This window comes from Streptomyces sp. NPDC060209, assembly GCF_042728155.1.
Classification (GTDB): Bacteria; Actinomycetota; Actinomycetes; order Streptomycetales; family Streptomycetaceae; genus Streptomyces.
The window spans coordinates 1-26,678 of the sequence record NZ_JBHWZS010000101.1; the positions used below are offsets into that span (position 1 = coordinate 1).

Here is a 26,678-nt window from a genome sequence, read left to right on the forward strand (position 1 = left end):
GCACCGGGGGCGTCTCATCGGGGGCGTCACACCGAGGGAGGAGCGGTCCGGATCGTCCGGGACCCCTCCGCCTCCCTCAGCCTCGTCTCGTCGGAGGCGCGGATGGCGCTCAGTAGATGTTGGCCTCCACCGCCGGGCCGTCCCCCCGGGTGCTGTTGATCTGGGCCCGCAGCGAGATCTCGTCGTAGACGCGGTACTCCCGCACTATCCGGCCCTCCTGGATCAGGAACTGGGACACCCCGAGGACGGTCACGGGCTTGTCGGTCAGCGGGCCGAAGGCCGGTGTGCCCCGGTAGGTGCCGTGCATGGTCCACGTGACGGCGACTCGCAGGCCGGCGTACCGCGGGGAGTAGTTGGTCTGCACGTCCCGCACGGCGAACCGGGCGTCGGGGAATGCCCCGACCATGGACAGCAGATCGCTCTGGTAACGCTCGGGGCGGATGACGGTCCGGTCGCCGATCGTGTGCAGGAAGAGGTCTCGCACCATGAAGTCGTCGACCCTGTGCAGCCGGCGCCGCGTCCACACCTCGTCGATGAACTCCAGCACCATCTCGCACTCGGGCCGGAACTCGTCGGGCCGCGGTCCACTGACGCCGGCCAGCAGCACGTCCTTCGGCGGCTCCTCGGTCATCGACCCGGTGTAGCCCTGGAAACGCAGGGCGCGGGCCGCTTCGTCCGGGTCCAGACCGCGCTGCAGACAGTCCGCCAGCTCGTCGCGGACCACCCACTCCTCGACCATCCGGCCCCGGCGGTAGAGGCAGTTGGCGACCGTGCGCTTGCGGATGCGGATGTTCCGGCCGTCGACCAGGTGCTCATCGGCGGAAAAGACCAGGTGCGAGCTGAGGAAGGCGTCGTCCCCGCGTGCCTCCCACACCACGTCCTCGGCCTGGCCGATGTGACCGGGCGTGCTGCCCATGCGCATCGTGCTTCCCTCGATCACGCCGTCGCGGCCCACCACGGTGCCCAGGCTCGTGTGGACGATCGAGTCCGGCTCGTAGTTGTCGACGATGTAGGCGATGTCGCGGCCGACCCAGATGCGGTCGGTGACCTCACGGATGAAGTCGTCCGGGTCCTTGTAGGGGAGGTAGGCGGTGGGGTCCAGCGGCATGATTCTTCCCTTTCTCGATGTGCTGTGTGGTGTGTATGCGTATGTATATGAGCGTGAATTCCGGAGGATGCCGGAAGGAGTGCGTGGGTCGAGGGCTGCCACCGGTGTGCTGGTCACCCGGAGAACTTGTCCGCCCCCAGATGACTCCGGTACGTCTCCGTCATGAAGGCGCTCACGACGACGAGGGCCAGGACCGCGGCCGCGGCGAGGTAGACCCACACGGCGTAGATCGTGTCGAAGCTGCTGACGAGCAGTGCGGCGACGAACGGCGTGATCCCCATGAAGATGGAGAACGAACTGTTGTACGCGATGGCGCTCGCGCTGAACCGGGTGCGCGTCGCGAAGAGTTCCGCCGTGCAGACGGTGACGATGCCGGTCAGGAAGAACTCGGGGACGATGTAGATCAGCTGGCTCGCAACCGCCGTGCCGAAGGTGCCGCCCTCGCCGACCCGGAAGGCCAGCGGGACCAGAACGATGCATGCGACGGCGCCGGTGATCAGCATCGGTTTACGGCCGATCCGGTCCGAGAGGATTCCCGCCAGGGGCAGCAGCGGGATGAGTACGGCGACGGAGATCGCGTTGGACGTCAGTGCCATCCAGCGCGGCAGGCCCAGTGTGCCGGTCAGGTACTCGGGATAGAACGTGACCCAGCTGTAGGACAGGATCGCGAGCATGACCGAGACGCCGCAGAACACGAGCATCGGCCGCCACTGCGTGCGCAGCGCTTCCCGGATCGGCGCCTTGACGACCGCGGTGCCGCCCTCCGTGGCCCGGACGAACTCGGGTGATTCCTCGATGCGCCTGCGCAGCCAGATCCCGACCGCGCTCAGCGGCAGTGCGAGCAGGAACGGGATGCGCCAGCCCCACGAGTTCAGCGAGGGTCCCTGGAACAGCCAGCTGGTGAGCGCGGCGGTGCCCGCCCCGGCGAGGATGCCGACGAAGCAGCTGTTGGAGGCGTACGAGGCGTAGTAGCCGCGCCGGTTCGGCTCGGCCCACTCCACGATGAAGGCCACCGCCCCGACGTACTCCCCGCCCGACACCATGCCCTGGACGACACGCAGGAGCAGGAGGAGCAGGGGTGCGAGGACCCCGATCTGCTGATACGTCGGCAGTGCGCCGATCAGGGCGGTGGCCACACCCATGAGCACGATGGTCCACAGAAGTGTCTTCTTGCGGCCCACCCGGTCGCCCCAGCGGCCGACGAGCGTCCCGCCCAGGGGGCGGAAGAGGCACGCGATGGCGATGATCGCGTACGTGCTCAGCACCGCCACCGCCTGGTTGCTCTCCGGGAAGAAGGCGGGGGCCAGGACCGGCGCCATGTATCCGTAGAGGCCGTAGTCGAACTGTTCGACGAAGTTTCCGATGCTTCCCGCGCCGATGGCTCGGCGTATCGCATTCCGCTTCTCCGTGTCGGCCCCTGGGGTGCCGGCGGTGGCGGTGGGCGGCGCTACAGCGGACATGGCTTCTCCGTTCGCGCGTTGACGTGGTTATGCATACGTATGAACTTCCGCCGAACACTAAGGAGCCCGGCGAAGGTCGTCAAGAGGTGGAGGACACGCATTCGGTGACGCTGCGGGCGGACCGGCGGTGGTCGCGTCCGCCGGGGCGCAGCCGCGCGCCCGGTTCCCCGGAGAGGCACGGCGGAACCGGGCTCGGCCGTGCGGCGTCATGAGTGCCCGCCGGCCCCTTCGGCAGGTCCGGGCGCCGCGAGGGAGCGGAAGGTGTCCATCAGGACGTGGGCCATGTTGTAGAGCACCAGCTGCGCTCCCGCCCGTTCGGCCGCCCTGGCTCCCTCGGCGCCCGGGACGATCGTCATCACCGCCCGGCCCGCTTCACGGGTCGCGCGATGGGCCCTTGCGACCAGGCCGTCGATCACGTCCTGTCCGGGGAAGGAACAGTCCGCCGCGAGGTCGGCCGGTCCCACCAGTACCGCGTCCACGCCCTGTGTCGAGGCGATCTCTCCGGCGGCGGCACAGGCTTGCTCCGTCTCGACCATCGCCACCACCAAGGTGTCCCGTGATGCGGTCACATGGTCGGCCGCCGAGACGGTCCCGAAGCGGCCCGCCCTGCTGTAGGTCGCGAAGCCCCGCGTCCCCAGGGGCGGGTAGTGGACCGCGGCCACCGCACGCCGCGCGTCCTGCGCGGAGTCGACATGCGGATGGATCAGCCCGGCGGCTCCCAGGTCCAGGCAGCGCAGGGCGAGAGCGGGCTCGGACGTGCCTACGCGGACAAGGACGTCGATGCCCTGGGCCGCCGCGGCCGTCAGATGGTGCTGGAGAACGGCAGTGTCGGCCGGCCCGTGCTCGCAGTCGATGACCACGTAGTCGAGGCCGGCGACTCCCGCCATCTCCACGAGGGTCTCCGAGGGAAGCCGCAGCAGGGCGCCGTACAGCCGCTCACCGGCCGCGAGCCGCGCCTTGACGGAGCGGCGGTCCGCACGCGCCGCCGTCACCGCGCCACCATCCCCGCCGAGAGGTCGATGTCCGCACCGCACAGGCCCGGCATCCGCAGCATCGCGCTCACCGCGGCGCCGACCTCCTCCTCGCTGACCATCCGCCCGAGGGCGGACCGCGAGACGAAAGCCTCCTCGGCCTCGGCGTAGCTGCTGCCGGTGCGCTCCGCCTCCAGGCGGAAGTTGCGCTCCATCCGGGGGCCCGAGACGGGGCCCGGGGACAGGGAGTTCACGGTGACCCCCAGAGGGCCGACCTCGCCCGCCAGGGTGGTGGTCAGACCGATGACCGCCATCTTCGACGCGCAGTAGGGCGTGCGCCGCAGCAGGGGCCGCTTCCCCGAGACCGAGGCGATGTTCACGACGTCCCCTGTGCCCCGCCCCGTCATGGCGGGAAGGAAGGCGCGGCACATCAGGAACACCCCGCGCACGTTCACGCCGAAGACCTCGTCCCAAGCCTCGGCCGAGATCTCGGTCAGCGGTGCCACCGGCCCGGCGATCCCGGCGTTGTTGACGAGCACCGAGATCTCTTCGTCCGCGAGACTCTCCGCGAGTGATGCGACCTCGGCCGGCCGGGACACGTCACAGACCCGGTGGGTGACACCAGGGCCCAGGCGAGAGACCGTCTCCTTGAGGGCGTACTCGTTGCGGCCGGTGATCACCACGCGCGCCCCGTCGGACAACAGGGAGCGTGCGATGGCGGCGCCGAGTCCGCTGCCGCCACCGCTGACGAGTGCGGTGCGCCCGGCCAGCGGGTCCGTGAGGCCGCTCATGCGCCCGCCTCGTCGTTCCACGGCAGGGTGCCGTTGCCGTACTTGGCCGCCCGCACGTCACCGGAGCGGGCGTGCCCCTCGAACAGCTCGACGCGCGCCGCCCGCCCGCACACTTCGCCGAGCAGCGCCGACGAAGAGGTGTCCGTGACCTCCTGGTAGGTCACCGTCTTCAGGTACTTTCCCACCCACAGACCACCGGTGTAGCGCGCCGCCCCCCGGGTGGGCAGTACGTGGTTGGTGCCGATGACCTTGTCCCCGTACGAGACGCACGTCCCCTCACCGAGGAAGAGCGCGCCGTAGTCGGTCATCCGGTCCAGCGCCTGACGCGGGTTCTCGGTCAGGACCTCCACGTGTTCACTGGCGTAGGAGTCCGCGATCTCGAAGGCCTCGGCCAGGGAGCCGGCCACGACGATCTCGCCGTGGTCGCGCCAGGCCGGCCCGGCGAAGTCCTTCGTCGGCATGCCGGGCAGCAGCCGTTCGATGTGGCGCTCGACCTCCCGGCCCAGCTCCTCGGACGTGGTGACGAGAACGGCGGGGGAGTCGGGACCGTGCTCCGCCTGCGAGAGGAGGTCGACGGCCACCACGAACGCGTCGGCCTGCTCATCGGCGATCACCAGGATCTCGGTCGGGCCCGCGAACAGGTCGATGCCGACCTCACCGAACAGCTGGCGCTTGGCCTCGGCCACGTACGCGTTGCCGGGACCCGCGATCAGTGGCACCCGGCCGACCGTCTCGGTGCCGATGGCGAGCGCTGCCACGGCCTGTACGCCGCCCAGCAGGTAGATCTCGTCAGCACCCGCCAGGTGCATCGCCGCCACCGTCGCGGCGGGGATCTCGCCCCGGATCGGCGGGGTGCAGGCGGCGACCCTCGACACCCCGGCCACCTTCGCGGTCACGATCGTCATGTGCGCCGACGCGGTCAGCGGATAACGCCCGCCGGGTACGTAGGCACCGGCACCGGCTACGGGGACGTGCCGGTGCCCGAGGCGGACACCGGGCAGGGTCTCGATCTCGACGTCGTGCAGCGAGTCGCGCTGCGCCTGGGCGAAGGTGCGCACCTGGCGCTGGACGAAGCGGATGTCCTCCAGAACCGTCTCCGGTACGCCGGCGATGATCTTCTCGATCTCCTCCGGGCTCAGGCGGAAGGATTCGGGGCTCCAGTCGTCGAACTTCTCGGAGTAGCGGCGGACCGCTACGTCACCCTGCTCGCGTATGTCGTCGAGGATGGTGCTTACGCGCTCGGCGACATCCGCGCGAGCGGCGAGCACCTGACCGGCGGGCACGGGGGACTTGAGGAAACGAGGCATGACGGCGCCTTCTTTCGCGGGTGGGTGTCGGATGTGGAGATGAGGAACGGGTGAGGGAGGCGGGCTCAGGTGGGGCGGCGGGTGCGGGCCCGGCGGAGCGGCTCGGGCAGCCGGGGCGTGATGTGCGCGGATGCTCGGGATACCGGCGGCGGCGTTTCCCGTACCTGCGCCAGCAGGTCCCGCAGCGCGGCGGAGACGGCGGACGGGTTCTGCCACGGCAGCAGGTGCCCGGCCCCGGCCACCCGGCGCAGTCCCGCGCCCGGCACCGCCCGTGCGATCACCCTGTGGAAGTCCGGCGGGCACAGCGCGTCCCGTGTCCCGGACAGGACCACGGTCGGGCACCGGGCGGTACGCAGCGTCCCGGTCGCGTCCTGGCGGGTCGCCTGCGCGGCGAGCTGGGCGCGGGCGGCCTCGGGGCCCACGGCATACGCCATGCGCCGGTAGCGCTCCGCCGACTCGACCGGCGGCCTCGGCACGGGGAACATGCCTGGCAGCGTCTGTTCGACGACGTCCGCGAACCGCCCGTCGTCGATCAGACCGTCCATCACGCGCCAGGCGGCGTACTGCCCGGGCCGCGGCGCGCCCGCGTTCGTCGACATGACGCACAGGCCGGAGATCCTCTCCGGGGCCCGGCGCAGCGCCTCGAAAGCGACGACGGCCCCGAGGCTGAGGCCGACCGCGACGAACGGGCCCGACACGGAGGAGAGCAGATCCTCGGCCATGGCCCCGATGTCCGGCTTCGTCAACTCGAGGTGACGGACCGGATGGCCCTCGGGGAACGCCACATCGGACCAGAGGTCCGCGTCGCACAGCATCCCGGGTACGACCACCAGGGGCAGTGCGCTCGACGGTCCGCCGCTGGGCACGGCGGTCACCAGCGGCGCGCGGAGCGGGGCAGCAGCGCGTACGGCGCGACGTAGCCGTTGTGGTCGATGCCGAGGCCCGCGTCGGCGGCGCTCTTGGCGACCTCCTCGTCCCAGTCCAGGCGGACCCGGCCGTCACCCGAGTTGACGACCATCAGATCGCCCTGTTCGTCCCCGACGTTGCGCAGGGTGCGCCAGGCGTCCTGCGGTACGGAGAGCATGTCGCGCGGTCCCAGGCGCACCGACACGGGGTCGGTGCGGTTGAGCGTGACCTCCCACAGACCGTCCTTCACGATCAGTGTCTGCGTCTCGTGCTGCCGGTGGAAGGAGACACCCTGGCCCGGATCGGCCCGCATCCAGGCGACGTTGTGCCCGTGCGGATTGAAGATCCGGGGCTCCTGATGGAGGTCCTCGGTCATGCCGTACCCGATGACGCAGCTCAGCCGTACTCCTCCGCCCGGCAGGGCGCTGTCGAGGAACGGGTGCTCGGACCACACCAGCTCGTCCGCTGCCGCGACACGGCGCTCCATCTCGTGGGCGCTGTAGTGACGCAGCCGGTCGATGTGCTCCTGCGTCATCGGTTCCGTCAGCTGGGTCCCGGCCGGGACCCCGTCGCCGGCGACCGTGTCGATCAGTTCGTTGTCGGCGGTGAGGTACAGGCCGTGGCCCTCCGCCTCGCGCAGAACCGAGGGACCCCAGATGATGCCGCCGGTGTGGTCCATGCCGAGCACGGTGAACATCCAGCCGTCGTCGGGGCCGCTGTTGGTGAAACCGCGGAAGATCCAGGTGGGGACGGAGGCGATGTCCCCGGCCCTGAGCAGGAGTTCTCCCTGGGAGCCGTCGGCGCCCCAGCGCAGGAGGTACTCGCCCTCCGTGCAGACGAAGACCTCGGCGGTGTAGTGGAGGTGGAGGTTGTTGGTGATGCCGTGGGGCATGGCGGCGGCACCGATGTTGTAGCCGTGCGGCAGCCGCAGGTTGACGTGCTGGCCGGCGGCCTGAGAGACGCCGGGCCCGATCATCGCGTAGTTCTCCTTCCGGTCGGAGCCCGGCGTGCGGCAGTCGATGAAGGCCTGGTTGCAGGAGACGAAGTCGCTGCGGCGGATCGTGCGGCGCCCCAGCTCGACGGTGGACACGACGACATCGGGCATGACTGCTCCCTCACTTGGAATACGTATGCATTCCCATGACAGGCTCTCTGTCGGGCAATGTCAAGGGGTCGCGCGGGTTCGACTTCGTGCACAGGGTGTGCGACTTCTCCGATGCGGCCCCGCGGAGTGTTCCGCAGAAGTGAGAACGGAGTGCAGCGCAACGGGCGGAGGGTGTGCGCCGTGGAGGGGGGTGGGTCTGCTCGATCCGATGCGGCGTGCCGGTCGTCCCCGGCTCCCAGGGGGAGGGACTACATACGTATAGTGGTATGTGCGGCGCCAGGGGTGGCGCACCGGGCGACGGGAAGAGAGCCGATGGCGATCACGAGTCACGACGTGGCGAGGCTGGCAGGCGTCTCGCAGCCCACGGTCTCCCGCGCACTGCGGGACGACCCGCGGGTGTCCGCGGCGACCCGCGACAAGGTCCGGCGGGCGGCGCAGGCGCTGAACTACGTGCCCAGCGAGGCGGGACGCACCCTGTCGACCCGGTCCACCCGGCGTATCGGGGTGATCGTGACCGACCTGACGAACCCTTTCTACCCCCACGTCATCGCGCCCTTGCACGACGAGCTCCAGCGCCTGGGCTACCGCATGATGCTTCTCACCGAACGCTCCGACGAAGCGGTGGCCGAGGAGAAGCTCCTGGACCAGTCCCTGGACGGCGTGGTCCTCGCGACGGCCACCACCGACTCCCGCCTCCCGGCCCAGCTCGACCGCCGTGGCATGCCCTACGTCTTCCTCAACCGCGACACCGGCGCCCGGGGTGACTACGCCTCCGTCGTCGACAACGAGGGCGGAGGACGCCTGGTCGCCGACGTGCTCGTCGAGCTCGGCCATCGACGGATCGCGGGCATCTTCGGCGCGGCCAACACGACCACCGGGCGTGAACGCGAACTGGGTTTCCGACTGGCGCTGGCCGACGCGGGCATCGGGCTCCCCGAGGACTGTGTGGTGCGAGGCGCCTTCGAGTTCGACACCGGATACCGTGCGCTGCCTGCCCTGCTCGACGCGGCACAGGCACCCACCGCGGTCTTCTGCGGGAACGACGTGGTCGCCATCGGTGTCCTGAACGCGGCTCTCGCCGCAGGCCTCCGGGTCCCCGACGACCTGACCGTGATCGGCTTCGACGACCTCCCCATGGCCGCCTGGGAGGTGTTCCGGCTGACCACGGTCCGCCACGACCTCCGGGAACTCTCGCGTCAGGCCGCCCGCCTGCTGGTGCGGCGCATCGACGGCGACGCCGACCCCGCCGGTGAACGCCTCGTCCTGCCGACCGAATTCGTGTCCCGGGCCACCCACGCCCGCCTCCCCTGACCCGTCACCGCGGTGACGAGCCCGTCCGAGGGGGCTGCCCTGCGATGTCCGCGCCGACCCCAGAGGTGTCCAGGCCGAAGCCGGGGCGGTCGCCGTGCCTCCGCTGCCGTAGGACGCCGACCCCGACGAGGACCGCGGCGAGCGCGAGGGACAGCCACAGTTCGAGACGGTGGCCGGGCAGCACCGCCATGAGCACCAGTACTCCGGCGATGAAGGCGATCGTGGCGAGGGTGAGGTAGGGGAACGCCCACATGCGTACCTCGCTCGGCTGCGCCGCCTTGCGGCGGGTGGCGTACTGGGTGATCGCGATGACCATGTACATCATCAGGGCGATCGCGCCGCTGGAGGCGATGAGGTACGTGAAGACGCTCGGCAGCAGATAGTTGGCGATCACCGCGGCGACGCCGATGACCGTCGAGGCGACGACCGCGTTGCGGGGCACACCGGACGCGGAGGTGGTGGCCAGGGCGGCCGGCGCGTCCTTGCGGCGGGCAAGCGAGAACGCCATGCGGGAGGCGGTGTAGATGGCCGAGTTGAGGCAGCTGCTCACAGCGACGACGAGGACCACATCCATGATCCGTCCGGCGCCCGGGATGTTCATACGGTCGAGGACCGCCTGGTAGGAGCCGGCCGCGAGTCCGTCGGAGTTCCACGGGACGAGGCTGACCACGACGAAGATCGAGCCGACGTAGAACAGCCCGAGGCGCCAGACGACGGCACGGACGGCCTTCTTGATGTTCTTCTTCGGTTCCTCCGACTCGGCGGCGGCGATCGTGACGATCTCGCTGCCCTGGAAACTGAACATCGCCGTGAGCAGACCGGCGAGCACGGCCACCCCGCCCTTGGGCGCGAACCCTCCGTCGGCCCACAGGTGCGACACTCCGTGGGCGTCCGAACCGGGCAGGAGGCCGAAGATCGCGAGTCCGCCGAGAACGAGGAAGGCCACGATCGCGATGACCTTCAGCAGTGCGAACCAGTACTCGAACTCACCGTAGTTGCGGACGGCGAGGAGATTGCTGCCCGCCAGCAGGGCGATCATGGCGAGCGCCGGGATCCAGCTCGGAACCGAGGTCAGCCCCGAGATGACCTCGCCCGCGGCGATCGCCTCGATGGGAATGACCAGGATGTAGAACCACCAGTACAGCCACCCGATGGAGAAGCCCGCCCAGCGGCCCAGGGCCCGGTCCGCGTAGGTGGAGAAGGAGCCCGTGTCGGGATGGGCGACGGCCATCTCCCCGAGCATCTGCATGACGAGTACGACCAGGATGGCGGCCAGCAGGAAGGAGATCAGAACGGCCGGACCTGCGGCCGCCACAGCGGTGGACGAACCGACGAAGAGGCCGGCCCCGATCACGCCCCCGATGGAGATCATCGTGATCTGGCGTCCCTTGAGACCCTGGGTGAGCGCGGGGCCTGATGCGTCCGACGGGGCGGGAGCGGGCGGGGCATGGTGCATGGGGACAATCCTCGCGGGAGTGGGAGCGCAGGTGCTCCTGCTGCAGGACGGTACTCACCCGTCTCGGGCGGGCGACGCTACCGGCGGTCCGGGTGCGGGCCGAGGCTGTGCATGGTGTTCCGGGCGCCTGCCCCGCCTCCGGCCGAGGCCGATGCCGGCGCGGGGCCGGAGGCGGAGGCGGCGGGATCAGAGCTGTTCGCGCAACGCCTCGGGGACGGCGTCGAACGCACCGGAGGTACGGCCGATCCGGTCGATCCGGAGCGTGGCGGTCGCGCCGTGGGCTGCCAGGCCCTCGAAGGCGGAGATCCGCTCGACGGCGGGCGCCAGCGAGGCGGTGCCCTCCTTGGCCGTCCTCTGGTACGTCAGGGGCTTGAGGAAGCGGGAGACCGACAGCCCCGCGTTGTAGCGAGCGGTCTTGCCCGTCGGCAGTACGTGGTTCGTGCCGGCTATGCCCTTGTCGGAGTAGGCGACGGTGGACCAGGGGCCCAGGAAGAGCGAACCGTAGTTGGTGAGGTTCTGCAGGTAGTAGTCGTCGTCCTCGGTCTGGATCTCCAGGTGCTCGGGGCCGAGGACGTCCGACACGGCGACGGCCTCGTCCCGGTCGCGCACGACGATGACGGAGCCGAAGTCCCGCCAGGCGGGCCCGGCGATCTCGCGGGTGGCGAGGGTTTCGAGCTGACGGTCCATCTCGGCGGCGACGGCGCGCCCCATCTTCTCGGAGGTGGTGATCAGGGCGGCCGGAGAGTTGGGGCCGTGCTCGGCCTGGCCGAGCAGATCCGCGGCGACCCAGACCGGGTCCGCTGAGTCGTCGGCGATGACGGCCACCTCGGAGGGGCCGGCCAGCAGGTCGATCCCGACCTGGCCGAAGAGCTGTCGCTTGGCCTCGGTGACGAAAGCGTTGCCGGCACCGACCAGCATGTCGACCGGGGCCTCGCCCAGCAGGCCGAAGGCCATCGCGCCGAGGGCCTGCACGCCGCCGACGGCGAAGACCCGGTCGGCCCGGGACAGGTAGGCGCCGTAGAGCACGGCAGGGTGGGCGCCGTGCTCGCCCGACGGCGGCGTGCATGCCACCACGGTGGGGACGCCGGCCGTCTTGGCCACTCCCACGGTCATGAACGCGCTGGCCAGCAGGGGGAAGCGGCCTGCCGGAAGGTAGGCGCCCACCCTGGACACCGGAACGTAGCGCTGTCCGCCCGCCACCCCGGGAGCGAGTTCGATCTCGAAGTCGGTCAGGTGCTCGCGCTGGGCGGAGGCGAAGCGGTGCGTGCGTTCGTAACCCATTTCCAGGGCGGTGCGGACGTCGGCGGGCAGGGCGTCCCCCGACCTCTTCAGCTCGGCGGCCCCGATCTCCAGGTCACCGGACCAGCCGTCGAGCTCCTGACCGTAGGCGCGGACAGCGTCCAGGCCCTTGCTCTCGATCTCCTTGAGCATCTGGGACACCCGCTCGACCACCTTGGGGTCGCGCTGCGCGGGAGGGCCGTCGACCGCGGGCTTCTTCAGCCACTGAAAGGGTGCGAGGGTCTTCTGTTCGTCGTGCGTGATCTGCATACCCCGGACGGTAGACGCGGCGTTGCCACAGGGCTAGAGGGGCAGTTCCTGCGCATCCCACAGGGTTTCCCTGTGCATGGTTCTGCGCTTGCGTCCGGGCCTGTGCGGCGTCAGGTCATCAGGCCGTGACCCATCTCGCGGATGGTGTCCTCGGCGAGGCGGGCGAGTTCCCGGGTGGCCCGGGAGAGGGGATGGCCGAGCCGCCTCACGAGCGCGATGGTGTCGTACAGAGGCTCGGCGAAGGGCGCGGTGTGGAGGCCCCCGGGGAAGGAAGGGCTGGCGATCACGGCCCGGCTGGCGATCGTGTCGCCGACTCCGGACGCCGCCAGCTTCAGTGCCGCCTCCACGCGTTCGAGCTCGATCATGGGATCGACACGGACCCCGGCGAGCTGGGCGCGCTCGGCGATCTGCCGTCGGGTCGGGTCCTTCCACCCGTAGTGGGCGTCGTACAGCACGAGAGGCGCCCGGGAGAAGGCCTCGATGGTGACAGGGGTGGCGGTGCGCTCGGCGCTCGCACTGACGTAGTGCACCTCGTCGCGCATGAGCGGAGTGACCGCGAGCCCCTCGTCGTCGATCGGCAGAACCACCAGACCCGCCTCGATCTGTCCCGCCGCGACGGCCAGGGCGGTCTCGGCGGAGTTCTGCCCAACGAGTCGTACGCGGACAGCCGGGTACCGGGCGTGAAACATCTGCACGAGGTTGGCGAGCAGGTAGTAGTCGGCGTTGCGCAGCACCCCGAACGTGGCGGTGCCGCCGCCCAGCGAACCGAGTGAGTGCACGGCCCGGGCTCCGCTGTCCGCAGCCGCCACCGCCTCCTGGGCGTACGGAAGCAACTCCTCCCCGGCCGAGGTCAGGGTCAGTGTGCGGCTGCCGCGGAGGAACAGTTCCGCGTCCAGCTCCGCCTCCAGGCGCCGGACCAGTTCGGAGGCGGACGCCTGGGCGATGTCCATGGCCTGCGCGGCGGCGGTGAACGACCCGAGCCGCTCGGCCTCGACGAAGGCCCTCAGCTGGACGAGCGTCATGCTGCCCGGTGAAGTGGTTCTGTGCATGCTCGAACCCTATTCACACCTCACCGGGCGGCCCGCCGCCGATCGGCCCAGGCGGTTCCGGGCCTTCGGGGAGTGCCGCCGACCGGCGCCTCGTCTCCCTTTCCGAGACGCGTCTCACCATGTGAAACGCACGTTTGACATTAGATCCGCTTATGGTCAATAAAGGTGATGCTTTGGCCACATATTCACGTCCTGTCACCCAGGGCTGTGAGGGCCGTCCCGCCTAGATTAATGAGTACTGCCGTGTCCCACTCCGCCCCCGACCGCGCATCCGTCGATCCGGCGGAGGAGTGGGACGCCTGGCGTGCCGAGCGCCATCGCGCGCTCACGTCACCGACGGGCAACCTCGCCCTGGTCGAAACCCGCTGGGCTCCGGCGGGCGAGGTCCCGGACGCGGCGGAGGCCGGCGCGGACCGGCCGGACACCGTGACCGTCACCACGCTCCGGCGCACCGACCTGGTCACCGGCGAGAGTGAGCACGGCCTGCGCTTCTGGGACGCCGACGCGCCCGCCATCCGCCACTTCGACCGGGTGGACGCCTTCCCCTACGACCCCGCCTGGGTCCTGGAAGCCTCCTACACGCCCGTCGCCGACGCCCGGCGCATCGCCTTCGAGCACATCCGGGACAACGGCGGCAGCCGCGACCTGGTCGTACCCGGTGACATCACGCTCACCGTCGACGGTCGCGCCTACACGCTCAGCGCCTTCGACGACGACGGCACCCTGCTGCTCGTCTTCGGGGACCCGACCAACGGTGACATCACCTACGGGGCCGGCCGCTTCCTCTTCGTGCGGCGCACGGACGACGAGAGCCGCGTCGTCCTCGACTTCAACCAGGCCTTCGTGCCGCCCTGCGGATTCTCCGATCAGTACAACTGTCCGATGCCGCCGCGGCAGAACCGCTTCCACCTGCCCGTCGAGGCCGGCGAGAAGCTCCCCGTCTTCCGCGACGGCTTCGACGCCCAGCACTGATCACCCCGCAGCTCCCCGCACCGAAAGAGCCCTGACCCCATGCGCACCAAGAAGACCTTCCTGTACGGCACCGCCTCGACCGCCGCTCTCGCCCTGACCCTGACCGCCTGCGGCGGTTCCAACGGCTCCAGCGCCTCGGGCGGCGCCTGGGACAAGGACGCGGTCGTCAGCATCGGCTCCCTCTACGAGCCGCAGAACCTCGACAACACCGCGGGCGGCGGCCAGGGCGTCACAGAGGCGCTCAACGGCAACGTCTACGAAGGTCTGTTCAGACTCACCGACGACGGCAAGGTCGACAAGCTCCTCGCCCAGGACTACGAGGCCAGCGCCGACGGCCTGACCTACACCTTCACCCTGCGCGACGGCGTGAAGTTCCACAGCGGCAAGGAACTCACCAGCCAGGACGTCAAGTACAGCCTGGAGAAGGTGACCGCGGACGACTCCCAGTCCGCCCGCAAGAGCAACCTCGAGGTCATCAAGGACATCGCCACGCCCGACGCGCGGACCGTGAAGATCACGCTGTCCAAGAAGTCGATCTCCTTCGTCTACAACCTCTCCTACGTCTGGATCATCAACTCCCAGGCGAAGAACCTGAAGACGACCGAGGACGGCACCGGCCCGTACGCCCTGAACAAGTGGACCCGCGGTTCCGCGCTGAGCCTGAACCGCTTCGCCGGCTACTGGGGCGACGCCGCCGCCAACAAGCAGGTCGTCTTCCACTACTACAAGGACGCCTCGGCGCTGAACAACGCCCTGCTGACCAACGCCGTGGACGTGGTCACCAGCGAGCAGTCGCCCGACGCCCTTGAGCAGTTCAAGAGCAACGGCAACTACAAGGTGAACGACGGCGACTCCACCACCAAACTGCTGCTCGCGTTCAACGACAAGGCCAAGCCCTTCACCGACGTCAAGGTGCGCCAGGCGGTGTCCGCCGCCATCGACGACAAGAAGCTCCTGGAGTCCGTCTGGGGCGGCTACGGCAAGCAGATCGGCTCGATGGTCCCGCCCACCGACCCCTGGTACGAGGACCTCACCGACGTCGACGCCCACGACGTGACGAAGGCCAAGAAGCTGCTCACCGAGGCCGGTTACGCCAAGGGCTTCAGCTTCACCCTCGACACCCCCAACTACGATCCGCACCCGACGGCCGCGACCTTCATCAAGTCCCAGCTCGCCAAGGTCGGCATCACCGTCAAGATCAACACGATCACTCCGGACGAGTGGTACACGAAGGTCTACAAGAACCACGACTTCTCGGCCACGCTCCAGGAGCACGTCAACGACCGCGACCTGGTCTGGTACGGCAACCCCGACTTCTACTGGGGCTACGACAACCCGCAGGTCACCAAGTGGGTCGAGCAGGCGGAGGAAGCCTCCAGCACCGCCGCGCAGACCGAGCTGCTGAAGAAGGTCAACCGGCAGACCGCAGAGGACGCCGCCAGTGACTGGCTGTACCTCTACCCGCAGATCGTCGTCGCGAGCAACAAGCTCTCCGGCTACCCGCTCAACGGCCTGAACTCGCAGTTCTTCGCCTACGACATCAAGAAGAAGGGCTGATGGCGCGCTATCTGCTGCGCCGGCTCGCGTTCCTGGCCGTGTCGCTGGCCCTGGCGAGCGTGGTGCTGTTCGTGCTGCTGCGCATGCTGCCCGGCGACCCGGCCAACGCGCTCACCTCGGTCGGTGCCAGTCCCGAGCAGATAGCCGCGGCCCGCCACTCCATCGGTTCCGACCGTCCGCTGCCCGAGCAGTTCACCCACTGGCTCGGGCAACTGGCGGGCGGCGACCTCGGCACCTCCTTCGTCAGCTCGCTACCCGTGGGCCCCGAGGTCGCGGCCCGGCTGAACGTCACCGTGCCGCTCACGCTGGCGGCGTTCGTCCTGGCCGTCCTGGTCGCCGTACCCGCCGGCTTCACGGCCGCGCACAAGCGGCACACCTGGTACGGCACGCTGCTCAGCGGGGTGTCCCAACTGGGCATCGCGATACCCGTGTTCTGGCTCGGCATGATCCTCATCGCGGTGTTCGCGCTGAACGCGGGCTGGCTGCCCTCCGGCGGCTTCCCGCAGGACGGCTGGGCCGATCCCGCCGAGGCGGTCCGCTCCCTCGTCCTGCCGGTCGTGACCATCGCCCTGGTGATGAGCGCGTCCCTGATCCGCTACGTCCGCTCCGCCACCCTCGACGTCCTCGGCAGCGACCATCTGCGCACGGCGCGCGCCCTCGGCTCGTCCTTCGGCGGCGCCATGTGGCGGCACGGTCTGCGCAACGCCTCCGTGCCGGTGATCTCCGTCCTCGGCATCGAACTCGCCTCGACGCTGCTCGGCGCCGTAGTCGTGGAGTCGGTGTACGCGCTGCCGGGCCTCGGCTCCCTGCTCGCCACCGGCATCGCGCAGCACGACTACCCGGTCATCCAGGGCGTGCTGTTCGTATCCACCCTCGCGGTGCTGGTGATCGGATTCGTGGCCGACCTGGTCCAGCGGATCATCGACCCGCGGCTGCGCGGCCGACTCTCGGGAGGTTCCCGATGACCGGGACGGACCTGCTCGCCCCAACGAAGCGGCGTTCCCGGCGCTCCGTCACCCTCGCCGTCGGCTGCGTACTCGCCGGGCTGATCGCGCTGCTGGCCGTGGTGTCGGTCTTCTGGCTGCCCTACGACGCGGAGGACACCTCCGGCGGACGGCTCGCAGGGCCCGGCGGCGGCCATCTGCTCGGCACCGACAAGCTCGGTCGCGACCTGTTCACCCAGGTGATGACCGGCTCCCGCATCGCCGTCGAGGCGGGGCTCGGGTCCGTGCTCATCGCCGCCGCCATCGGGATCACCCTGGGCGTCCTCGCCGCGTTCGCACAGGGCTGGATCGACGACACGCTCTCGGCGTTCCTCGACATCCTCATCGCCTTTCCGACGCTGCTGCTGGCGATGCTCATCGTCGCCGCACGGTCGGCGACACTCGGCTCCGCGGTCCTGGCGATCGGCCTGGCGCAGAGCGCGGTCGTGGCGCGGCTGGTGCGGATCCTGGTCAAGCGGGTCCTGGCACAGGACTACATCACCGCCGCCCGTACCTCCGGCACCTCCTGGCCGCGTACCGTCCTCTCCCACGTCCTGCCCAACATCTGGCCCACGCTGGTGGTCAACCTCGCCCTGCAGTTCGGGCTCGCCGTGCTCGCCGAGGCGGGGCTGTCCTACCTCGGTCTCGGAGCGCCGCCGCCCAACGCCTCCTGGGGCCGAATGCTCCAGGAGGCCCAGGCCACCTTCACCACGGCGCCGGCCGGTGCGCTCGCGCCCGGCATCCTGCTCGTACTGCTCGTCATCGGTGTGAACCTCATCGCCGACGGCCTGCGTGACACCCTCGACCCGGCCACCCGGCGGAGGCGCGCGTGACTCTCCTCGACGTACGCGGACTGACCGTCCGGACCGCCGACGGACGGACCCTGGTGGACGACCTGTCCTTCTCGGTGGCCGGCGGTGAACGGCTCGGCCTCATCGGCGAGTCCGGTTCCGGCAAGTCCCTGACGACACTCGCGGTGCTCGGGCTGCTGCCCGACGGCATGACCTCGACGGGCAGCGTGGAACTCGCCGGGACGCAGACGGTGGGCGCCGCCGAGAAACGGCTCACCGCCGTCCGCGGGCGGGACGCGGCGGTCGTCTTCCAGGAGCCGCTGACCGCACTGGACCCGCTGATGCGGCTCGGCCGCCAGATCGCCGAGCCGCTCGCCCGCCGCACCGGCCTCAAGGGCAAGCCCCTGCGAGAGGCCGTACGGGCCGCCCTCGAACAGGTACGGCTGCCCGAGCCCGAGCGCATCGCCCGGGCCTTCGCGCACGAGGTCTCCGGCGGACAACGCCAGCGCGTCGCCCTCGCTATGGCACTGGCCTGCGAGCCGAAACTGCTCATCGCCGACGAGCCCACCACCGCCCTGGACGTGTCCGTGCAGGCGGAGATGCTGGAGCTGATCGACGGCCTGGTCCAGGAACGGGAGATGGCCGTGCTGTTCGTCAGCCACGACCTCGCCGTCGTGGCCAGGGTCACCGACCGGGTGCTGGTCATGAAGGACGGCCGGGCCGTCGAGCAGGGCGCGGTCCACGACATCGTGCGCGCGCCACGCGAGGAGTACACCAGGGCCCTGGTGGCCAGTGCCCGGAAACTGGAGTCCGCCCTGGACCTGAGGAGCGCGCGATGACGCCGGTGCTGGAGCTGAAGGACGCCGCGGTGCGCTACCGGGGGGCCGCGGCCGACGTGGTGCGTGACGTGTCCCTCGCCGTCGAGGCGGGCGAGAGCCTGGCGCTGGTCGGCGAGTCCGGCGCGGGCAAGACGACGCTGCTTCGGCTGCTGCTGGGCCTCGCCCGCCCCACGGCCGGCACCGTCCGCTTCGACGGGGCCGGCCTGAACCCGCGCGACCGCGAGCAGATGCGCCGCTTCCGGCGCAGCGTGCAGTGCGTCTTCCAGGATCCGTACTCCTCGCTCGACCCCAGCCGACGGGTCGGCGCGATCGTCGCGGAACCGCTGCGCTCCCTCGGCCTCGACACCCGCTCCGCGGCGGCGCCCAAGGTGGCCGCGGCGCTGGAGCGCGTCGGCCTGCAGGCGGACGCCGTCGACCGCTACCCGCACGAGTTCTCCGGCGGACAGCGTCAGCGCATCGCCATCGCCCGCGCCACGGTCTGCGATCCACGTGTCCTGCTGGCCGACGAACCGGTCAGCGCGCTGGACGTCACCACCCGCGTGAAGGTCGTCGATCTGCTGGCCGAACTGAAGGAGGAGAGTGGGCTGACGCTGGTGATGGTCTCCCACGACCTGTCGGTCGTGGCCTCCTTGTGCGAGCGCACCGCCGTGCTGGAACGCGGCCGGGTCGTCGAGCAGGGAGCCACCTCCCAGGTGCTCGGCGAACCGGAGCATCCCTACACCCGCCGGCTGATCGAGAGTGTGCCGCGGCTGCCCGTCTGACCTCCGGCCGCCCGGGCCGGCCGGTACGGGACCCCCGTACCTGCCGGCTCCGGCATTCGTGCCGCTACTTGGCGGCAGCAGTCCGCCTCCGGACGGCGTAGAAGATTCCGCCGCCCGCGATCAGTGCCGCCGCCGAGACGCCCACCATGGGGAGGGTGGAGTCGGAGCCCGTCGCCGCCAGATCGCCGGCCGTCGTCTGCGCGTCGGATCCCCCGGTGGTGGATCCCCCGGTGGTGGGTCCCCCGGTTGCGGAGCCCCCGGAGGTGGACGAAGAGGCCGAGGAGCCCTCGGTCGAGGATCCGCCCGTCGTGCCGTTACCGGCGTTGATCACGATTTCGGCGGTGTCGTTGGCCGCGTTCTCGTCGAAGGGCCTGGCCGGCCCGCTGAACGAGATCTTCCCGGCCGCGCCCTCGACGACCTTGTCGATCCGCAGGACGAAGGGGTACGTCTCGCCACGCTTCTCGTCCACCCACGACTGCGAGGTTCCGCAGCTGTAGTGGGTCTTGGTGACCGGGCTGCAGAAGTCGTGCGCCTTCACGACCGTGGTTCCCTCCGGGATCCGGACGTCGACGGTCGCGGCCGACCGGCCCAGCTCCCGGTAGACCCAGGCAGGGCCCTCGTTGACGAACTCCACGGTCGCGGTGACCTTGTCGCCGGCCTCGCCCTTGAGCTGGGCGCCGGTCAGCGCGAAGTCGGCCTTGTTGACCGCGGTGACGTCGGCGGAGGTGACGTTCTCGCCGTGGCTCGCCCGGTCGGCCTCGGTCGCCGGGGCCTTCTCGACCAGTTTCAGCGGGGCGTCCGTGCCCGGTACGGGGTCCGTCCCGCCGCCGTCGGACGGTCCGGGCTCCGTGGCCTCCACGGTCATGGAGACGTTGTCGTACAGCGCGTTGTCCAGCGCCTCGAGCCCGACCGGCTGCTCCGGCACGTAGACGACGCCGGGCTTCAGCGGCTGGTCGAAGGCGCACACCGCGAGGTCCTTCGCCGGCTCCTCGTCGTGGGCCGTTCCCTTCGAGTACAGGCAGTTCTCGTAGGAGGCCGCCGCTGCGAGACCCGAGGTGACGGAATACGTCACCCACACCTTCCCCACCTCCTCGGTGCCCTTGTTCAGCAACGAGAACGGCACGTCGACACCGCTGCCGGGCTGCACACCCGTGATCGGCGCCAGTCGGCCGATCCCGAGGTCCGGTTCCGCGGCGAGGGCCGGTACGGACGCGAGTCCGGTCAGCGCGGTGGCGGCGAGTACACCGACCGCCGCGCGCGAAAGCCGGCGGCCGGGAAGGGGGTAAGTCATGGAAGTTCCTCGTCATGGCGTGTGAGGGGGGATGAAATGCCGTCTCCGGCAAAACACTTACACGAATAGCAGACGCAATCGGCAGTCGAATGGTTGTACTTTCGGCGCCCCGATCGCCCGCCCCGCCCCCGGCAGGCCCGCGGGTGCACCTGGGGGCCGCAGAGCCGGCGCCGTCCGGGACGGACACGACGTCAGACGAGCGGCGGGTGTACGAGCCGGCCGTGCGCGATGAGCGATGCGGCCTGTTTGAGGCGTCGGACCCGAATGCTGACCCGGTAGGAGTCGATCCCCGAGACCGCGGCCACGCGCGTCGTGAGGTACCGGTAGAAGTCCTCCGCGTCGCGGCAGGCGACGATCGCCATGACGTTGTAGTCGCCACTGGTGGCACCGGCGAAGGCCACCTCGTCGTGGCGTGCGAGCTCTTCCCCGACCTGTTGCAGCGCGGCGGGTGTTGTCCGCAGCCACAGGGTCGCGTTCAGGTGGTGACCGAGCCGCTCCGGCAGCAGATCGAGGTCGTAGACGAGGGTTCCCGACGCCTCCAGTGCTTCCAGGCGGCGAGTGACGCGAGCCTGGGACCACCCGGTGATCTCCGCGAGCCGGGTGTGCGTGGTGCGTCCGTCCTCCGCCAGCGCCTGCAGGAGGGGCTCGTCCTCCTCGGTCGGTGGCAGCAGGTTTCCGGCCCGGGTGGAGGACGGCCGTCCCCCGGCCAGCATGGCCTTCTGCTCTTCCGTGAGCGGGTCTCCATAGCCTGCCCAATCGGCACTGCCGGGTTCACCGAAGGAGTGCATGAGCAAATCGATCGTGAGGTCGAGCACGGATGCGGAGCGAGGCAGCCGTCGCAGCAGCAGATCGTCACGCTCGGCGTTCACGGGGGAGCGGATGACGCAGACGATTTCCGACTCTCCGGAAGCGAGTCCGATGTACGCGATGTCCGGCCGCCGGGTCAGGGCGTCAGCGAGGGGGCCGGCCCGGTCGGGCCGGCACCGGATCCGCGCGACCCACTGGGCTTCCCCGTACACGGCCGCGTCGACCAGGCCGACCACCCGCATCACACCATCGCGCCGCAACGCGTGGTACCGGCGTGCGGCCGTCTGCTCCGACACACCGACGACCTCGCCGATCAGCCGGAACGAAGCCCGAGGCGCAAATTGCAGGACGCGGAGGATTTCCTTGCCCACCTGATCCACCATGAGCGGATCCTCTCACCTGATGGAGCTTTCACTCGACAGGATCCGATCAGCTGGGGGAAAAACTCGAATCCTCGGCATTCCTGGCAGTTTTCCGGCGTCTGGCGCTTGTGGGTTGGTGTTGGTGCCCTTGTACGGCGATGCTGGGGCGCCGCGCCCGGGCACGTCTCAGCCGCTCAGGACCTGAGGGTGCCGGAACGCTCCTCAGAGACCGCAGGGCGCCACCGACGCCGCCCTCGCGGACACCGGCGTCAGGACACCGGCAGGCTCCGGACGATCGTCGCTGTCCTCGTCGGCGCCCCGGACCCGCACCCGGCCCGGCATTCCCTTGTTGCACTTGAACGCGGCGCGCGCCGCGAAGGAGTTGTTCCGTGAACGTCCCGACCACAGGGAACGGACCGGCCGAACGACGAGTCGTCACCCTCGTCATGGCCTGCCTCGGTGTTTTCGTCGCCTACCTGCCCGTCACCACGGTGTCTGTCAGTCTGCCCGCCATCCAGAGCGCGTTGGGTGCGACCACAGCCCAGCTGTCCTGGGTACAGGACGCGTTCGTCCTCCCCATGGCCGCGTTCATCCTCACTGCCGGTGTCGTAGGTGACGTCCACGGCCGCAAGAAGGTCTTCCAGGCCGGCCTGCTCCTCTCGGCGGCCGGTGCGGCCGTGGCCCTGAGCGCCCAGTCCGTCGAGGTTCTCTGGATCGGCCAGGCGCTCGCCGGTCTGGGGGCGGCCGCGCTGCTCCCCACCACCCTGGCCCTGATCAGCCATGTGGTTCCGGACCACCGCGAACGAGGCAAGTTCATCGGCATATGGGCCACCTCCCTGCTGGGGGCCCTGGCCATCGGTCCGCTCATCGCCGGCCCGATCCTCAACCACTTCGCATGGCGCTGGATCTACCTGCCCGCCCTCCCCGTCTCGCTCGTCGCCATGGTGGTGGCCGGAACCCTGTTGACCGACTCGCGTGCACCCCAGGGCCGTCGCCTCGACTGGCCCGGACAGATCACGGCCACCGTTGCCGTCACGGCACTCGTCTTCGGTGTCATCGAGGGCGGAGCGGGCTCGTTCAGCGACGCGAAGGTCCTGGTCGCTCTGGGGGTCGCCGTCGTCAGCGGCGTGGCCTTCGTCCTTGCCGAACGACGCAGTGACAGCCCCATGCTGGACCTCTCACTGTTCCGCAGTCCGGCCTTCACCGCGACGACGCTCGTCGCGATGATCACGTTTCTGGCCCTGATCGGTTTCTTCTTCCTCCTCAGCCTCTACTTCGGGATGGTCCAGCAACTCGACACCCTCCAGGCCGGCTTGCGGCTCCTCATGGTCACGGCGGCAGCCATCGCGGCCGGGGCGCCGGTCGGACGCCTCATGCACCGCTTCTCTCCCCGGGTCATGATCACAACAGGCCTGCTGGTCGTGTCCGCTTCTCTGTTCTCCCTTCTCACCCTGGACGCGGACACTTCCTTCGTCTCCATCGCCTGGCGACTGGCCCTCCTGGGCCTGGGCATGGGCTTCGTCATCACCCCCATGACCGCTACGGCCGTCGCCTCGGTGCCCTGGCAGAAGGCCGGTATGGCCGCCGCGGGGAACAACGCGTTCCGGCAGGTCGGCGGGGCTCTCGGCCCGGCCGTGCTCGGAGCGCTGCTCACGACGCGTGCACTCGATACGCTGCCGGGCCACCTCGCCGACGCGGGGGTGGGGGCAGCCGCCCGCCGGCAGATCCTGCCCGCCGCCGAAGCGGACGGCCTGGGAGCGGTATCCCAGCTGCGGCTCGGTGCCGACACCGGGCGTGTCTGGGGGGCTGTGAGCAACGCCTTCCTCGACGGGCTGCACCTGTGCCTGATCGTCGCCGGCTCGCTGACGCTGTTCGCCGCTCTCGTCTGCGTCCTGCTGCTCCGTGCCCCCGAGCCGAAGACGGCGGACGCGGCGTCCTCGCCCGGGGCACCGAAGGCCGGTGAAGTGCCCCACTACGGCGACACGGAGCCGACCTCGCCCGGTGCCCTGGCCGCCGCCTCGGAATCCGTCTCCGCTCGGGCGCACAACCACTGAGTTCTGGTCCAGGGCCCCCGGCAGCGCCGGGGGCCCTCCCGCGTGTGCCGCCGCGCGGGGCGGGTCGTACGGATTCGCGCAGGTCCGGCCCCGTCGCCGGTCAGCCGGTCTCGGGGCGGGTCACGATGCCTTCCAGGACCATCTGGACGAAGTGAGGGCTGCCGTCGCGGTCGTCCAGGGCGTTCTCCCTCACCCAGGCGGCCCCGCTCAGCAGGTCGAACAGCTCGTCGGCGGTGAGGTCCCCGCGCACCTGCCCCGCGTCCTGGGCGGCTCGCAGCAGGTGTGCCCCGCTGCTGTGCATGGCACTGCACGCGGCGTGCGACGGTGTGCCCTCGTCGTACATGCTCCGGGCCAGGATGCCGACCAGCCCCCGGAACGTGCTGAAGTGCCGCACGGCCCGCCGCATCCACTCGGACAGGGCCGCCAGCGGGTCCTCGGCGCCGGCCAGGGCCTCGGCCCGGCTGATCAGCTCCGCCAGCCCTTCCCTCGTGGCCGCCTCGACAAGTGACGCCCTCGTGGGGAAGTGCCGGTAGAGCGTGCCGATCGCGACCCCCGCCTGACCGGCGATGTCCTCCAGCGAGGCGTCCGCGCCCTGGGACTCGAAGGCCTTGCCGGCCGCGGAGAGGATCGCGTCGTAGTTGCGGGCGCCATCGGCCCGCTTGGGCCGCCGAGCGATGTACGGCTGGGCATCTGACACGGGTACCGCCTCCACTTGACCACCTGAGGGAGCCTCAGGTTAACTGCGTCCCACTTAACCTGAGGCCAGCTCACTATAGCCCCGGCCGCTGAACGTGGAGGGACACATCCATGACCACCGACACCGTCTCCGGCGGCGTTCCCGCACCCCGGGTGCCGTCCAGGCCCTGGGCTCTCACCCTGACGGCGATCGTCGGAGCGGAGTTCATGCTCCAGCTCGACGGCACGATCGTGAACGTCGCCCTGCCCACGCTCCAGGACGATCTCGGGGTCTCCGTCGCCGGCGGCTCCTGGGTCCCGAACGCCTTCCTGCTGGCCTTCGGGGGGCTGCTGCTGTTAGCCGGCCGTCTCGGTGACGTTCTCGGCCACCGGAAGGTCTTCCTCGGCGGGATCGGCCTGGTGGTGATCGCCTCCCTGATCGCCGGGCTCGCCCCCGACCTGGAGGTCCTGCTCGTCGGCCGCGTGCTCCAGGGAGCGGGTGCGGCCATCGCCGGACCGGCCGGTCTGGCCCTGCTGGCCGTCGTCTTCGAGGGGGAGAGGCGTCAGCGCGCCTTCGGCCTCTACTCCACGGTGACAGGTCTCGGCGCCTCCGCGGGCATGGTCCTGGGCGGCGTGCTGACCTGGGCGGGGGACTGGCGCTGGAGCCTGCTGGTCAACGTCCCCGTCGGTCTGGCCATCATCCTCATCGGTCTTCGCACCCTGGGGCTGAAGGACGACCGTACGCAGGCCCGCTCGCTCGGTCTGCCCAGCGCCCTGCTGGTCACCCTGGCCGTCACCTCCGGCGTCCACGGCCTCGTGCGCGCAGCCGAGAAGGGCTGGGGCGACGGCGCGACACTCGGCGCGCTCGCCGCATCAGTGGTCCTGTGGGCGGTCCTGCTCGTGGCGGACCGACGCACCGCCGAACCCCTGCTGCCGGGCAAGATCTTCGCCGACCGTACGCGGGCGGGTGCCTTCGTGGACCTGCTGCTCCTCGCGGCCGTCCTCACGAGCTTCCTGGTCTACCTGGTGCAGTACCTCCAGAACGTCCTCGGCTTCAACGCATTGGAGAGCGGGCTCGCGATCCTGCCGTTCGGTGCCGCCCTGCTGCTGTCCACCCAGGTACTCACGAAGTTCATCGCCACCGTCGACCTCAGGATCCGGGCGATCGGCGGCCTCGTCGTCGTGCTCGCCGGTGTCGGCTGGCTGACCCTGCTGGACGGCGACAGCTCCTACGCGGCCGGAGTGCTGCCGCAGATCGTGCTGATCGGCCTCGGGGTCGGTGTGGCGATCATCCCGTTCAACATGGTCATCCTCACCACCGCGCCGCCGGAGCACGCCGGCATCACAGCGGGAGTCCTTCAGACCGCGCTCACCATCGGCGGATCGGTCGGACTCGCCGTGCTCCTCATCCCCTTCACCGACGGAGCGGGACCCGCCGACACCATCTCCCAGGTCTTCGTCTGGGCGTCGCTGATCACCGCGCTCGCCATCCTGACGGCACTCGCCTTCTGGTTCGGCCCCGGTGCGAGGAAGACGTCCCCGACTGCCGAGGAGTAGGGCAGGAGACCCGGCCGGCCGCTCCGTGGACCGTTCGCGGTTCCCTGATTCCCGCCGGTGCGACCGTAGCGACGCCACAGTCGCTCGCTCCGGGGGGGGCTTCACCCGTCGGCCGGCCGCTCGGCACCGGCCGCGGTTGTGAGTCGACCCATAGGGCGCAGGTCACATACGAGGAGCGGTAGTAGGGCGCTGCGCCGGCGCTCGCGGTGCCCGAGAGCGCCGGCCGGCCCCGCCTCGTCGCGCCGTTCTACGTAGGCACGTAGTAATGCGGGTCGTTGCAGTCGTCCGGGCATGCCGCTAACCATGGATCGAGTCCACGGGAGCTGATGCTCCGGACCGGCCGGGCGCCGCACGATCCGTTCGCACGGACCTCGCCGCGCACGTCCACCCCGCAGCTCCGTGGCTGTCCTGACCCCATCGCAAGGAGAGTGTCTATCCGTACGTCCGCCCAGTCCCTGACCCCCGCCGCCCGTACCGCCCGGATCCGCAGGTTCTCGGTTTCCGGATTGTGCGCCGTGGGAGCCGCAGCCGCAGCCCTGACCCTTGCCCCGTCCCCCGCACACGCCTCCGAGCCGGCCTCGCACAGCGTGGCCGAGTCTGCTGCCGGCGTCTCGGCAGCCGGGATCTCCGCGCAGGCGCACGCCATCGCCGGGAAGGCGGACAAGGCGGGCAAGGCCACCGACTCGGACGACTTGGACCGCTGGATCCGCAAGTCCCTCAAGATCATGAAGGCCGAGGGGATCCCCGGCAGCTACGAGGGACTGCACCGCAACATCATGCGTGAGTCCGGCGGTGACCCCGACGCAGCCAACGGCTGGGACGTCAACGCGCAGAACGGCACGCCCTCCAAGGGCCTGCTGCAGGTGATCCAGCCGACCTTCGACGCCTTCCACGTCGACGGTACCGCCAAGGACCTCACCGACCCGGTCGCCAACATCACCGCGGCCGCCAACTACGCCGCCGACAAGTACGGCTCCATCGACAACGTCAACTCCGCCTACTGAGCACCGGCAAGAC

23 protein-coding genes are annotated in these 26,678 nt (G+C 70.2%); 10 read left to right on the forward strand and 13 right to left on the reverse strand.

Going from position 1 to position 26,678, the window contains the following annotated elements:
- Window positions 1–109 precede the first annotated feature (109 nt).
- From ACFWFI_RS20440 to ACFWFI_RS20470, 7 genes are all read right to left on the reverse strand, one after another.
- The gene (locus tag ACFWFI_RS20440; protein WP_387392019.1) at window positions 110–1,108 is read right to left on the reverse strand and encodes a nuclear transport factor 2 family protein; all 999 of its coding nucleotides are present in this window, start codon (window positions 1,106–1,108) and stop codon (window positions 110–112) included.
- 113 nt (window positions 1,109–1,221) lie between these two features.
- Window positions 1,222–2,568 carry an MFS transporter gene (locus ACFWFI_RS20445; protein WP_387392022.1) on the reverse strand — a complete coding sequence of 449 codons (1,347 nt, stop codon included), beginning with the start codon at window positions 2,566–2,568 and terminating at the stop codon, window positions 1,222–1,224.
- Between the two features lie 206 nt (window positions 2,569–2,774).
- A complete protein-coding gene (locus ACFWFI_RS20450) occupies window positions 2,775–3,560 on the reverse strand; it encodes an HpcH/HpaI aldolase family protein (protein WP_387392025.1) in 786 nt (261 codons plus the stop codon).
- The gene (locus ACFWFI_RS20455) at window positions 3,557–4,330 is read right to left on the reverse strand and encodes an SDR family NAD(P)-dependent oxidoreductase (protein WP_387392028.1); all 774 of its coding nucleotides are present in this window, start codon (window positions 4,328–4,330) and stop codon (window positions 3,557–3,559) included. The genes ACFWFI_RS20450 and ACFWFI_RS20455 overlap by 4 nt, the downstream gene beginning before the upstream one ends.
- Window positions 4,327–5,637 carry a histidinol dehydrogenase gene (gene hisD, locus ACFWFI_RS20460; RefSeq protein ID WP_387392031.1) on the reverse strand — a complete coding sequence of 437 codons (1,311 nt, stop codon included), beginning with the start codon at window positions 5,635–5,637 and terminating at the stop codon, window positions 4,327–4,329. The genes ACFWFI_RS20455 and hisD (ACFWFI_RS20460) overlap by 4 nt, the downstream gene beginning before the upstream one ends.
- A gap of 65 nt (window positions 5,638–5,702) precedes the next feature.
- Window positions 5,703–6,503 carry an alpha/beta fold hydrolase gene (locus ACFWFI_RS20465; protein ID WP_387392034.1) on the reverse strand — a complete coding sequence of 267 codons (801 nt, stop codon included), beginning with the start codon at window positions 6,501–6,503 and terminating at the stop codon, window positions 5,703–5,705.
- Between the two features lie 5 nt (window positions 6,504–6,508).
- Window positions 6,509–7,648 carry a cupin domain-containing protein gene (locus ACFWFI_RS20470; RefSeq protein ID WP_387392037.1) on the reverse strand — a complete coding sequence of 380 codons (1,140 nt, stop codon included), beginning with the start codon at window positions 7,646–7,648 and terminating at the stop codon, window positions 6,509–6,511.
- 312 nt (window positions 7,649–7,960) lie between these two features.
- On the opposite strand from ACFWFI_RS20470, the gene ACFWFI_RS20475 reads away from it, so the two are divergent.
- Window positions 7,961–8,959, forward strand: coding sequence for a LacI family DNA-binding transcriptional regulator (locus ACFWFI_RS20475; RefSeq protein ID WP_387392040.1), 999 nt, complete (start codon window positions 7,961–7,963; stop codon window positions 8,957–8,959).
- A 4-nt stretch (window positions 8,960–8,963) separates the two neighbouring features.
- On the opposite strand, the gene ACFWFI_RS20480 is transcribed toward ACFWFI_RS20475, so the two are convergent.
- The 3 genes from ACFWFI_RS20480 to ACFWFI_RS20490 all read right to left on the reverse strand — a co-directional run bounded on the left by ACFWFI_RS20480 (window position 8,964) and on the right by ACFWFI_RS20490 (window position 13,012).
- A complete protein-coding gene (locus ACFWFI_RS20480; protein ID WP_387392043.1) occupies window positions 8,964–10,415 on the reverse strand; it encodes an amino acid permease in 1,452 nt (483 codons plus the stop codon).
- A 186-nt stretch (window positions 10,416–10,601) separates the two neighbouring features.
- Window positions 10,602–11,963, reverse strand: coding sequence for a histidinol dehydrogenase (gene hisD / locus ACFWFI_RS20485; protein WP_387392046.1), 1,362 nt, complete (start codon window positions 11,961–11,963; stop codon window positions 10,602–10,604).
- A 110-nt stretch (window positions 11,964–12,073) separates the two neighbouring features.
- Complete coding sequence (locus ACFWFI_RS20490) at window positions 12,074–13,012, reverse strand: LysR family transcriptional regulator (protein WP_387392049.1); 939 nt, start codon at window positions 13,010–13,012, stop codon at window positions 12,074–12,076.
- A 231-nt stretch (window positions 13,013–13,243) separates the two neighbouring features.
- On the opposite strand from ACFWFI_RS20490, the gene ACFWFI_RS20495 reads away from it, so the two are divergent.
- Genes ACFWFI_RS20495 through ACFWFI_RS20520 form a run of 6 tightly spaced genes read left to right on the forward strand, consistent with a single transcriptional unit; the run spans window position 13,244 to window position 18,915 of the window.
- Window positions 13,244–13,984 carry a DUF1684 domain-containing protein gene (locus ACFWFI_RS20495; RefSeq protein WP_387392052.1) on the forward strand — a complete coding sequence of 247 codons (741 nt, stop codon included), beginning with the start codon at window positions 13,244–13,246 and terminating at the stop codon, window positions 13,982–13,984.
- Window positions 13,985–14,023: 39 nt separating this feature from the next.
- A complete protein-coding gene (locus tag ACFWFI_RS20500) occupies window positions 14,024–15,541 on the forward strand; it encodes an ABC transporter substrate-binding protein (protein WP_387392055.1) in 1,518 nt (505 codons plus the stop codon).
- Complete coding sequence (locus ACFWFI_RS20505; protein WP_387392058.1) at window positions 15,541–16,506, forward strand: ABC transporter permease; 966 nt, start codon at window positions 15,541–15,543, stop codon at window positions 16,504–16,506. Before ACFWFI_RS20500 ends, ACFWFI_RS20505 begins: the two co-directional genes overlap by 1 nt.
- Entirely contained in the window at window positions 16,503–17,357 is an 855-nt protein-coding gene (locus ACFWFI_RS20510; protein WP_387392061.1) for an ABC transporter permease, read from the forward strand. Before ACFWFI_RS20505 ends, ACFWFI_RS20510 begins: the two co-directional genes overlap by 4 nt.
- Window positions 17,354–18,154 (forward strand): ATP-binding cassette domain-containing protein, encoded by an 801-nt coding sequence (locus tag ACFWFI_RS20515; protein ID WP_387392064.1) that lies wholly within the window; start codon window positions 17,354–17,356, stop codon window positions 18,152–18,154. The genes ACFWFI_RS20510 and ACFWFI_RS20515 overlap by 4 nt, the downstream gene beginning before the upstream one ends.
- Window positions 18,151–18,915, forward strand: a complete 765-nt coding sequence (locus ACFWFI_RS20520) for an ABC transporter ATP-binding protein (RefSeq protein ID WP_387392067.1) — start codon at window positions 18,151–18,153, stop codon at window positions 18,913–18,915. Before ACFWFI_RS20515 ends, ACFWFI_RS20520 begins: the two co-directional genes overlap by 4 nt.
- A gap of 64 nt (window positions 18,916–18,979) precedes the next feature.
- Here ACFWFI_RS20520 and ACFWFI_RS20525 read toward each other — a convergent pair whose 3' ends face one another.
- Both ACFWFI_RS20525 and ACFWFI_RS20530 read right to left on the reverse strand, forming a co-directional pair.
- The gene (locus tag ACFWFI_RS20525) at window positions 18,980–20,206 is read right to left on the reverse strand and encodes an LAETG motif-containing sortase-dependent surface protein (RefSeq protein ID WP_387392070.1); all 1,227 of its coding nucleotides are present in this window, start codon (window positions 20,204–20,206) and stop codon (window positions 18,980–18,982) included.
- 191 nt (window positions 20,207–20,397) lie between these two features.
- Complete coding sequence (locus tag ACFWFI_RS20530) at window positions 20,398–21,396, reverse strand: Lrp/AsnC family transcriptional regulator (protein ID WP_387392073.1); 999 nt, start codon at window positions 21,394–21,396, stop codon at window positions 20,398–20,400.
- Window positions 21,397–21,821: 425 nt separating this feature from the next.
- Here ACFWFI_RS20530 and ACFWFI_RS20535 point away from each other — a divergent pair, with 425 nt between their 5' ends.
- Complete coding sequence (locus tag ACFWFI_RS20535; protein ID WP_387392082.1) at window positions 21,822–23,429, forward strand: DHA2 family efflux MFS transporter permease subunit; 1,608 nt, start codon at window positions 21,822–21,824, stop codon at window positions 23,427–23,429.
- Between the two features lie 100 nt (window positions 23,430–23,529).
- Here ACFWFI_RS20535 and ACFWFI_RS20540 read toward each other — a convergent pair whose 3' ends face one another.
- Window positions 23,530–24,126, reverse strand: coding sequence for a TetR/AcrR family transcriptional regulator (locus tag ACFWFI_RS20540; RefSeq protein ID WP_387392076.1), 597 nt, complete (start codon window positions 24,124–24,126; stop codon window positions 23,530–23,532).
- A 110-nt stretch (window positions 24,127–24,236) separates the two neighbouring features.
- On the opposite strand from ACFWFI_RS20540, the gene ACFWFI_RS20545 reads away from it, so the two are divergent.
- Both ACFWFI_RS20545 and ACFWFI_RS20550 read left to right on the forward strand, forming a co-directional pair.
- Window positions 24,237–25,661, forward strand: a complete 1,425-nt coding sequence (locus ACFWFI_RS20545) for an MFS transporter (RefSeq protein ID WP_387392079.1) — start codon at window positions 24,237–24,239, stop codon at window positions 25,659–25,661.
- A 434-nt stretch (window positions 25,662–26,095) separates the two neighbouring features.
- Window positions 26,096–26,665, forward strand: coding sequence for a transglycosylase SLT domain-containing protein (locus tag ACFWFI_RS20550; RefSeq protein ID WP_387392085.1), 570 nt, complete (start codon window positions 26,096–26,098; stop codon window positions 26,663–26,665).
- The last annotated feature ends 13 nt before the right edge of the window (window positions 26,666–26,678 follow it).

Coding starts and splice junctions, on each gene's coding strand:
- ACFWFI_RS20545 (WP_387392079.1), top strand. CDS start 24,237: ATGACCACCGACACCGTCTCCGGCGGCGTTCCCGCACCCCGGGTGCCG.
- ACFWFI_RS20490 (WP_387392049.1), bottom strand. CDS start 13,012: ATGCACAGAACCACTTCACCGGGCAGCATGACGCTCGTCCAGCTGAGG.
- ACFWFI_RS20475 (WP_387392040.1), top strand. CDS start 7,961: ATGGCGATCACGAGTCACGACGTGGCGAGGCTGGCAGGCGTCTCGCAG.
- ACFWFI_RS20525 (WP_387392070.1), bottom strand. CDS start 20,206: ATGACTTACCCCCTTCCCGGCCGCCGGCTTTCGCGCGCGGCGGTCGGT.
- hisD (WP_387392031.1), bottom strand. CDS start 5,637: ATGCCTCGTTTCCTCAAGTCCCCCGTGCCCGCCGGTCAGGTGCTCGCC.
- ACFWFI_RS20520 (WP_387392067.1), top strand. CDS start 18,151: ATGACGCCGGTGCTGGAGCTGAAGGACGCCGCGGTGCGCTACCGGGGG.
- ACFWFI_RS20470 (WP_387392037.1), bottom strand. CDS start 7,648: ATGCCCGATGTCGTCGTGTCCACCGTCGAGCTGGGGCGCCGCACGATC.
- ACFWFI_RS20440 (WP_387392019.1), bottom strand. CDS start 1,108: ATGCCGCTGGACCCCACCGCCTACCTCCCCTACAAGGACCCGGACGAC.
- ACFWFI_RS20445 (WP_387392022.1), bottom strand. CDS start 2,568: ATGTCCGCTGTAGCGCCGCCCACCGCCACCGCCGGCACCCCAGGGGCC.
- ACFWFI_RS20530 (WP_387392073.1), bottom strand. CDS start 21,396: ATGGTGGATCAGGTGGGCAAGGAAATCCTCCGCGTCCTGCAATTTGCG.
- ACFWFI_RS20510 (WP_387392061.1), top strand. CDS start 16,503: ATGACCGGGACGGACCTGCTCGCCCCAACGAAGCGGCGTTCCCGGCGC.
- ACFWFI_RS20505 (WP_387392058.1), top strand. CDS start 15,541: ATGGCGCGCTATCTGCTGCGCCGGCTCGCGTTCCTGGCCGTGTCGCTG.
- ACFWFI_RS20455 (WP_387392028.1), bottom strand. CDS start 4,330: ATGAGCGGCCTCACGGACCCGCTGGCCGGGCGCACCGCACTCGTCAGC.
- ACFWFI_RS20500 (WP_387392055.1), top strand. CDS start 14,024: ATGCGCACCAAGAAGACCTTCCTGTACGGCACCGCCTCGACCGCCGCT.
- ACFWFI_RS20480 (WP_387392043.1), bottom strand. CDS start 10,415: ATGCACCATGCCCCGCCCGCTCCCGCCCCGTCGGACGCATCAGGCCCC.
- hisD (WP_387392046.1), bottom strand. CDS start 11,963: ATGCAGATCACGCACGACGAACAGAAGACCCTCGCACCCTTTCAGTGG.
- ACFWFI_RS20535 (WP_387392082.1), top strand. CDS start 21,822: ATGGCCTGCCTCGGTGTTTTCGTCGCCTACCTGCCCGTCACCACGGTG.
- ACFWFI_RS20495 (WP_387392052.1), top strand. CDS start 13,244: ATGAGTACTGCCGTGTCCCACTCCGCCCCCGACCGCGCATCCGTCGAT.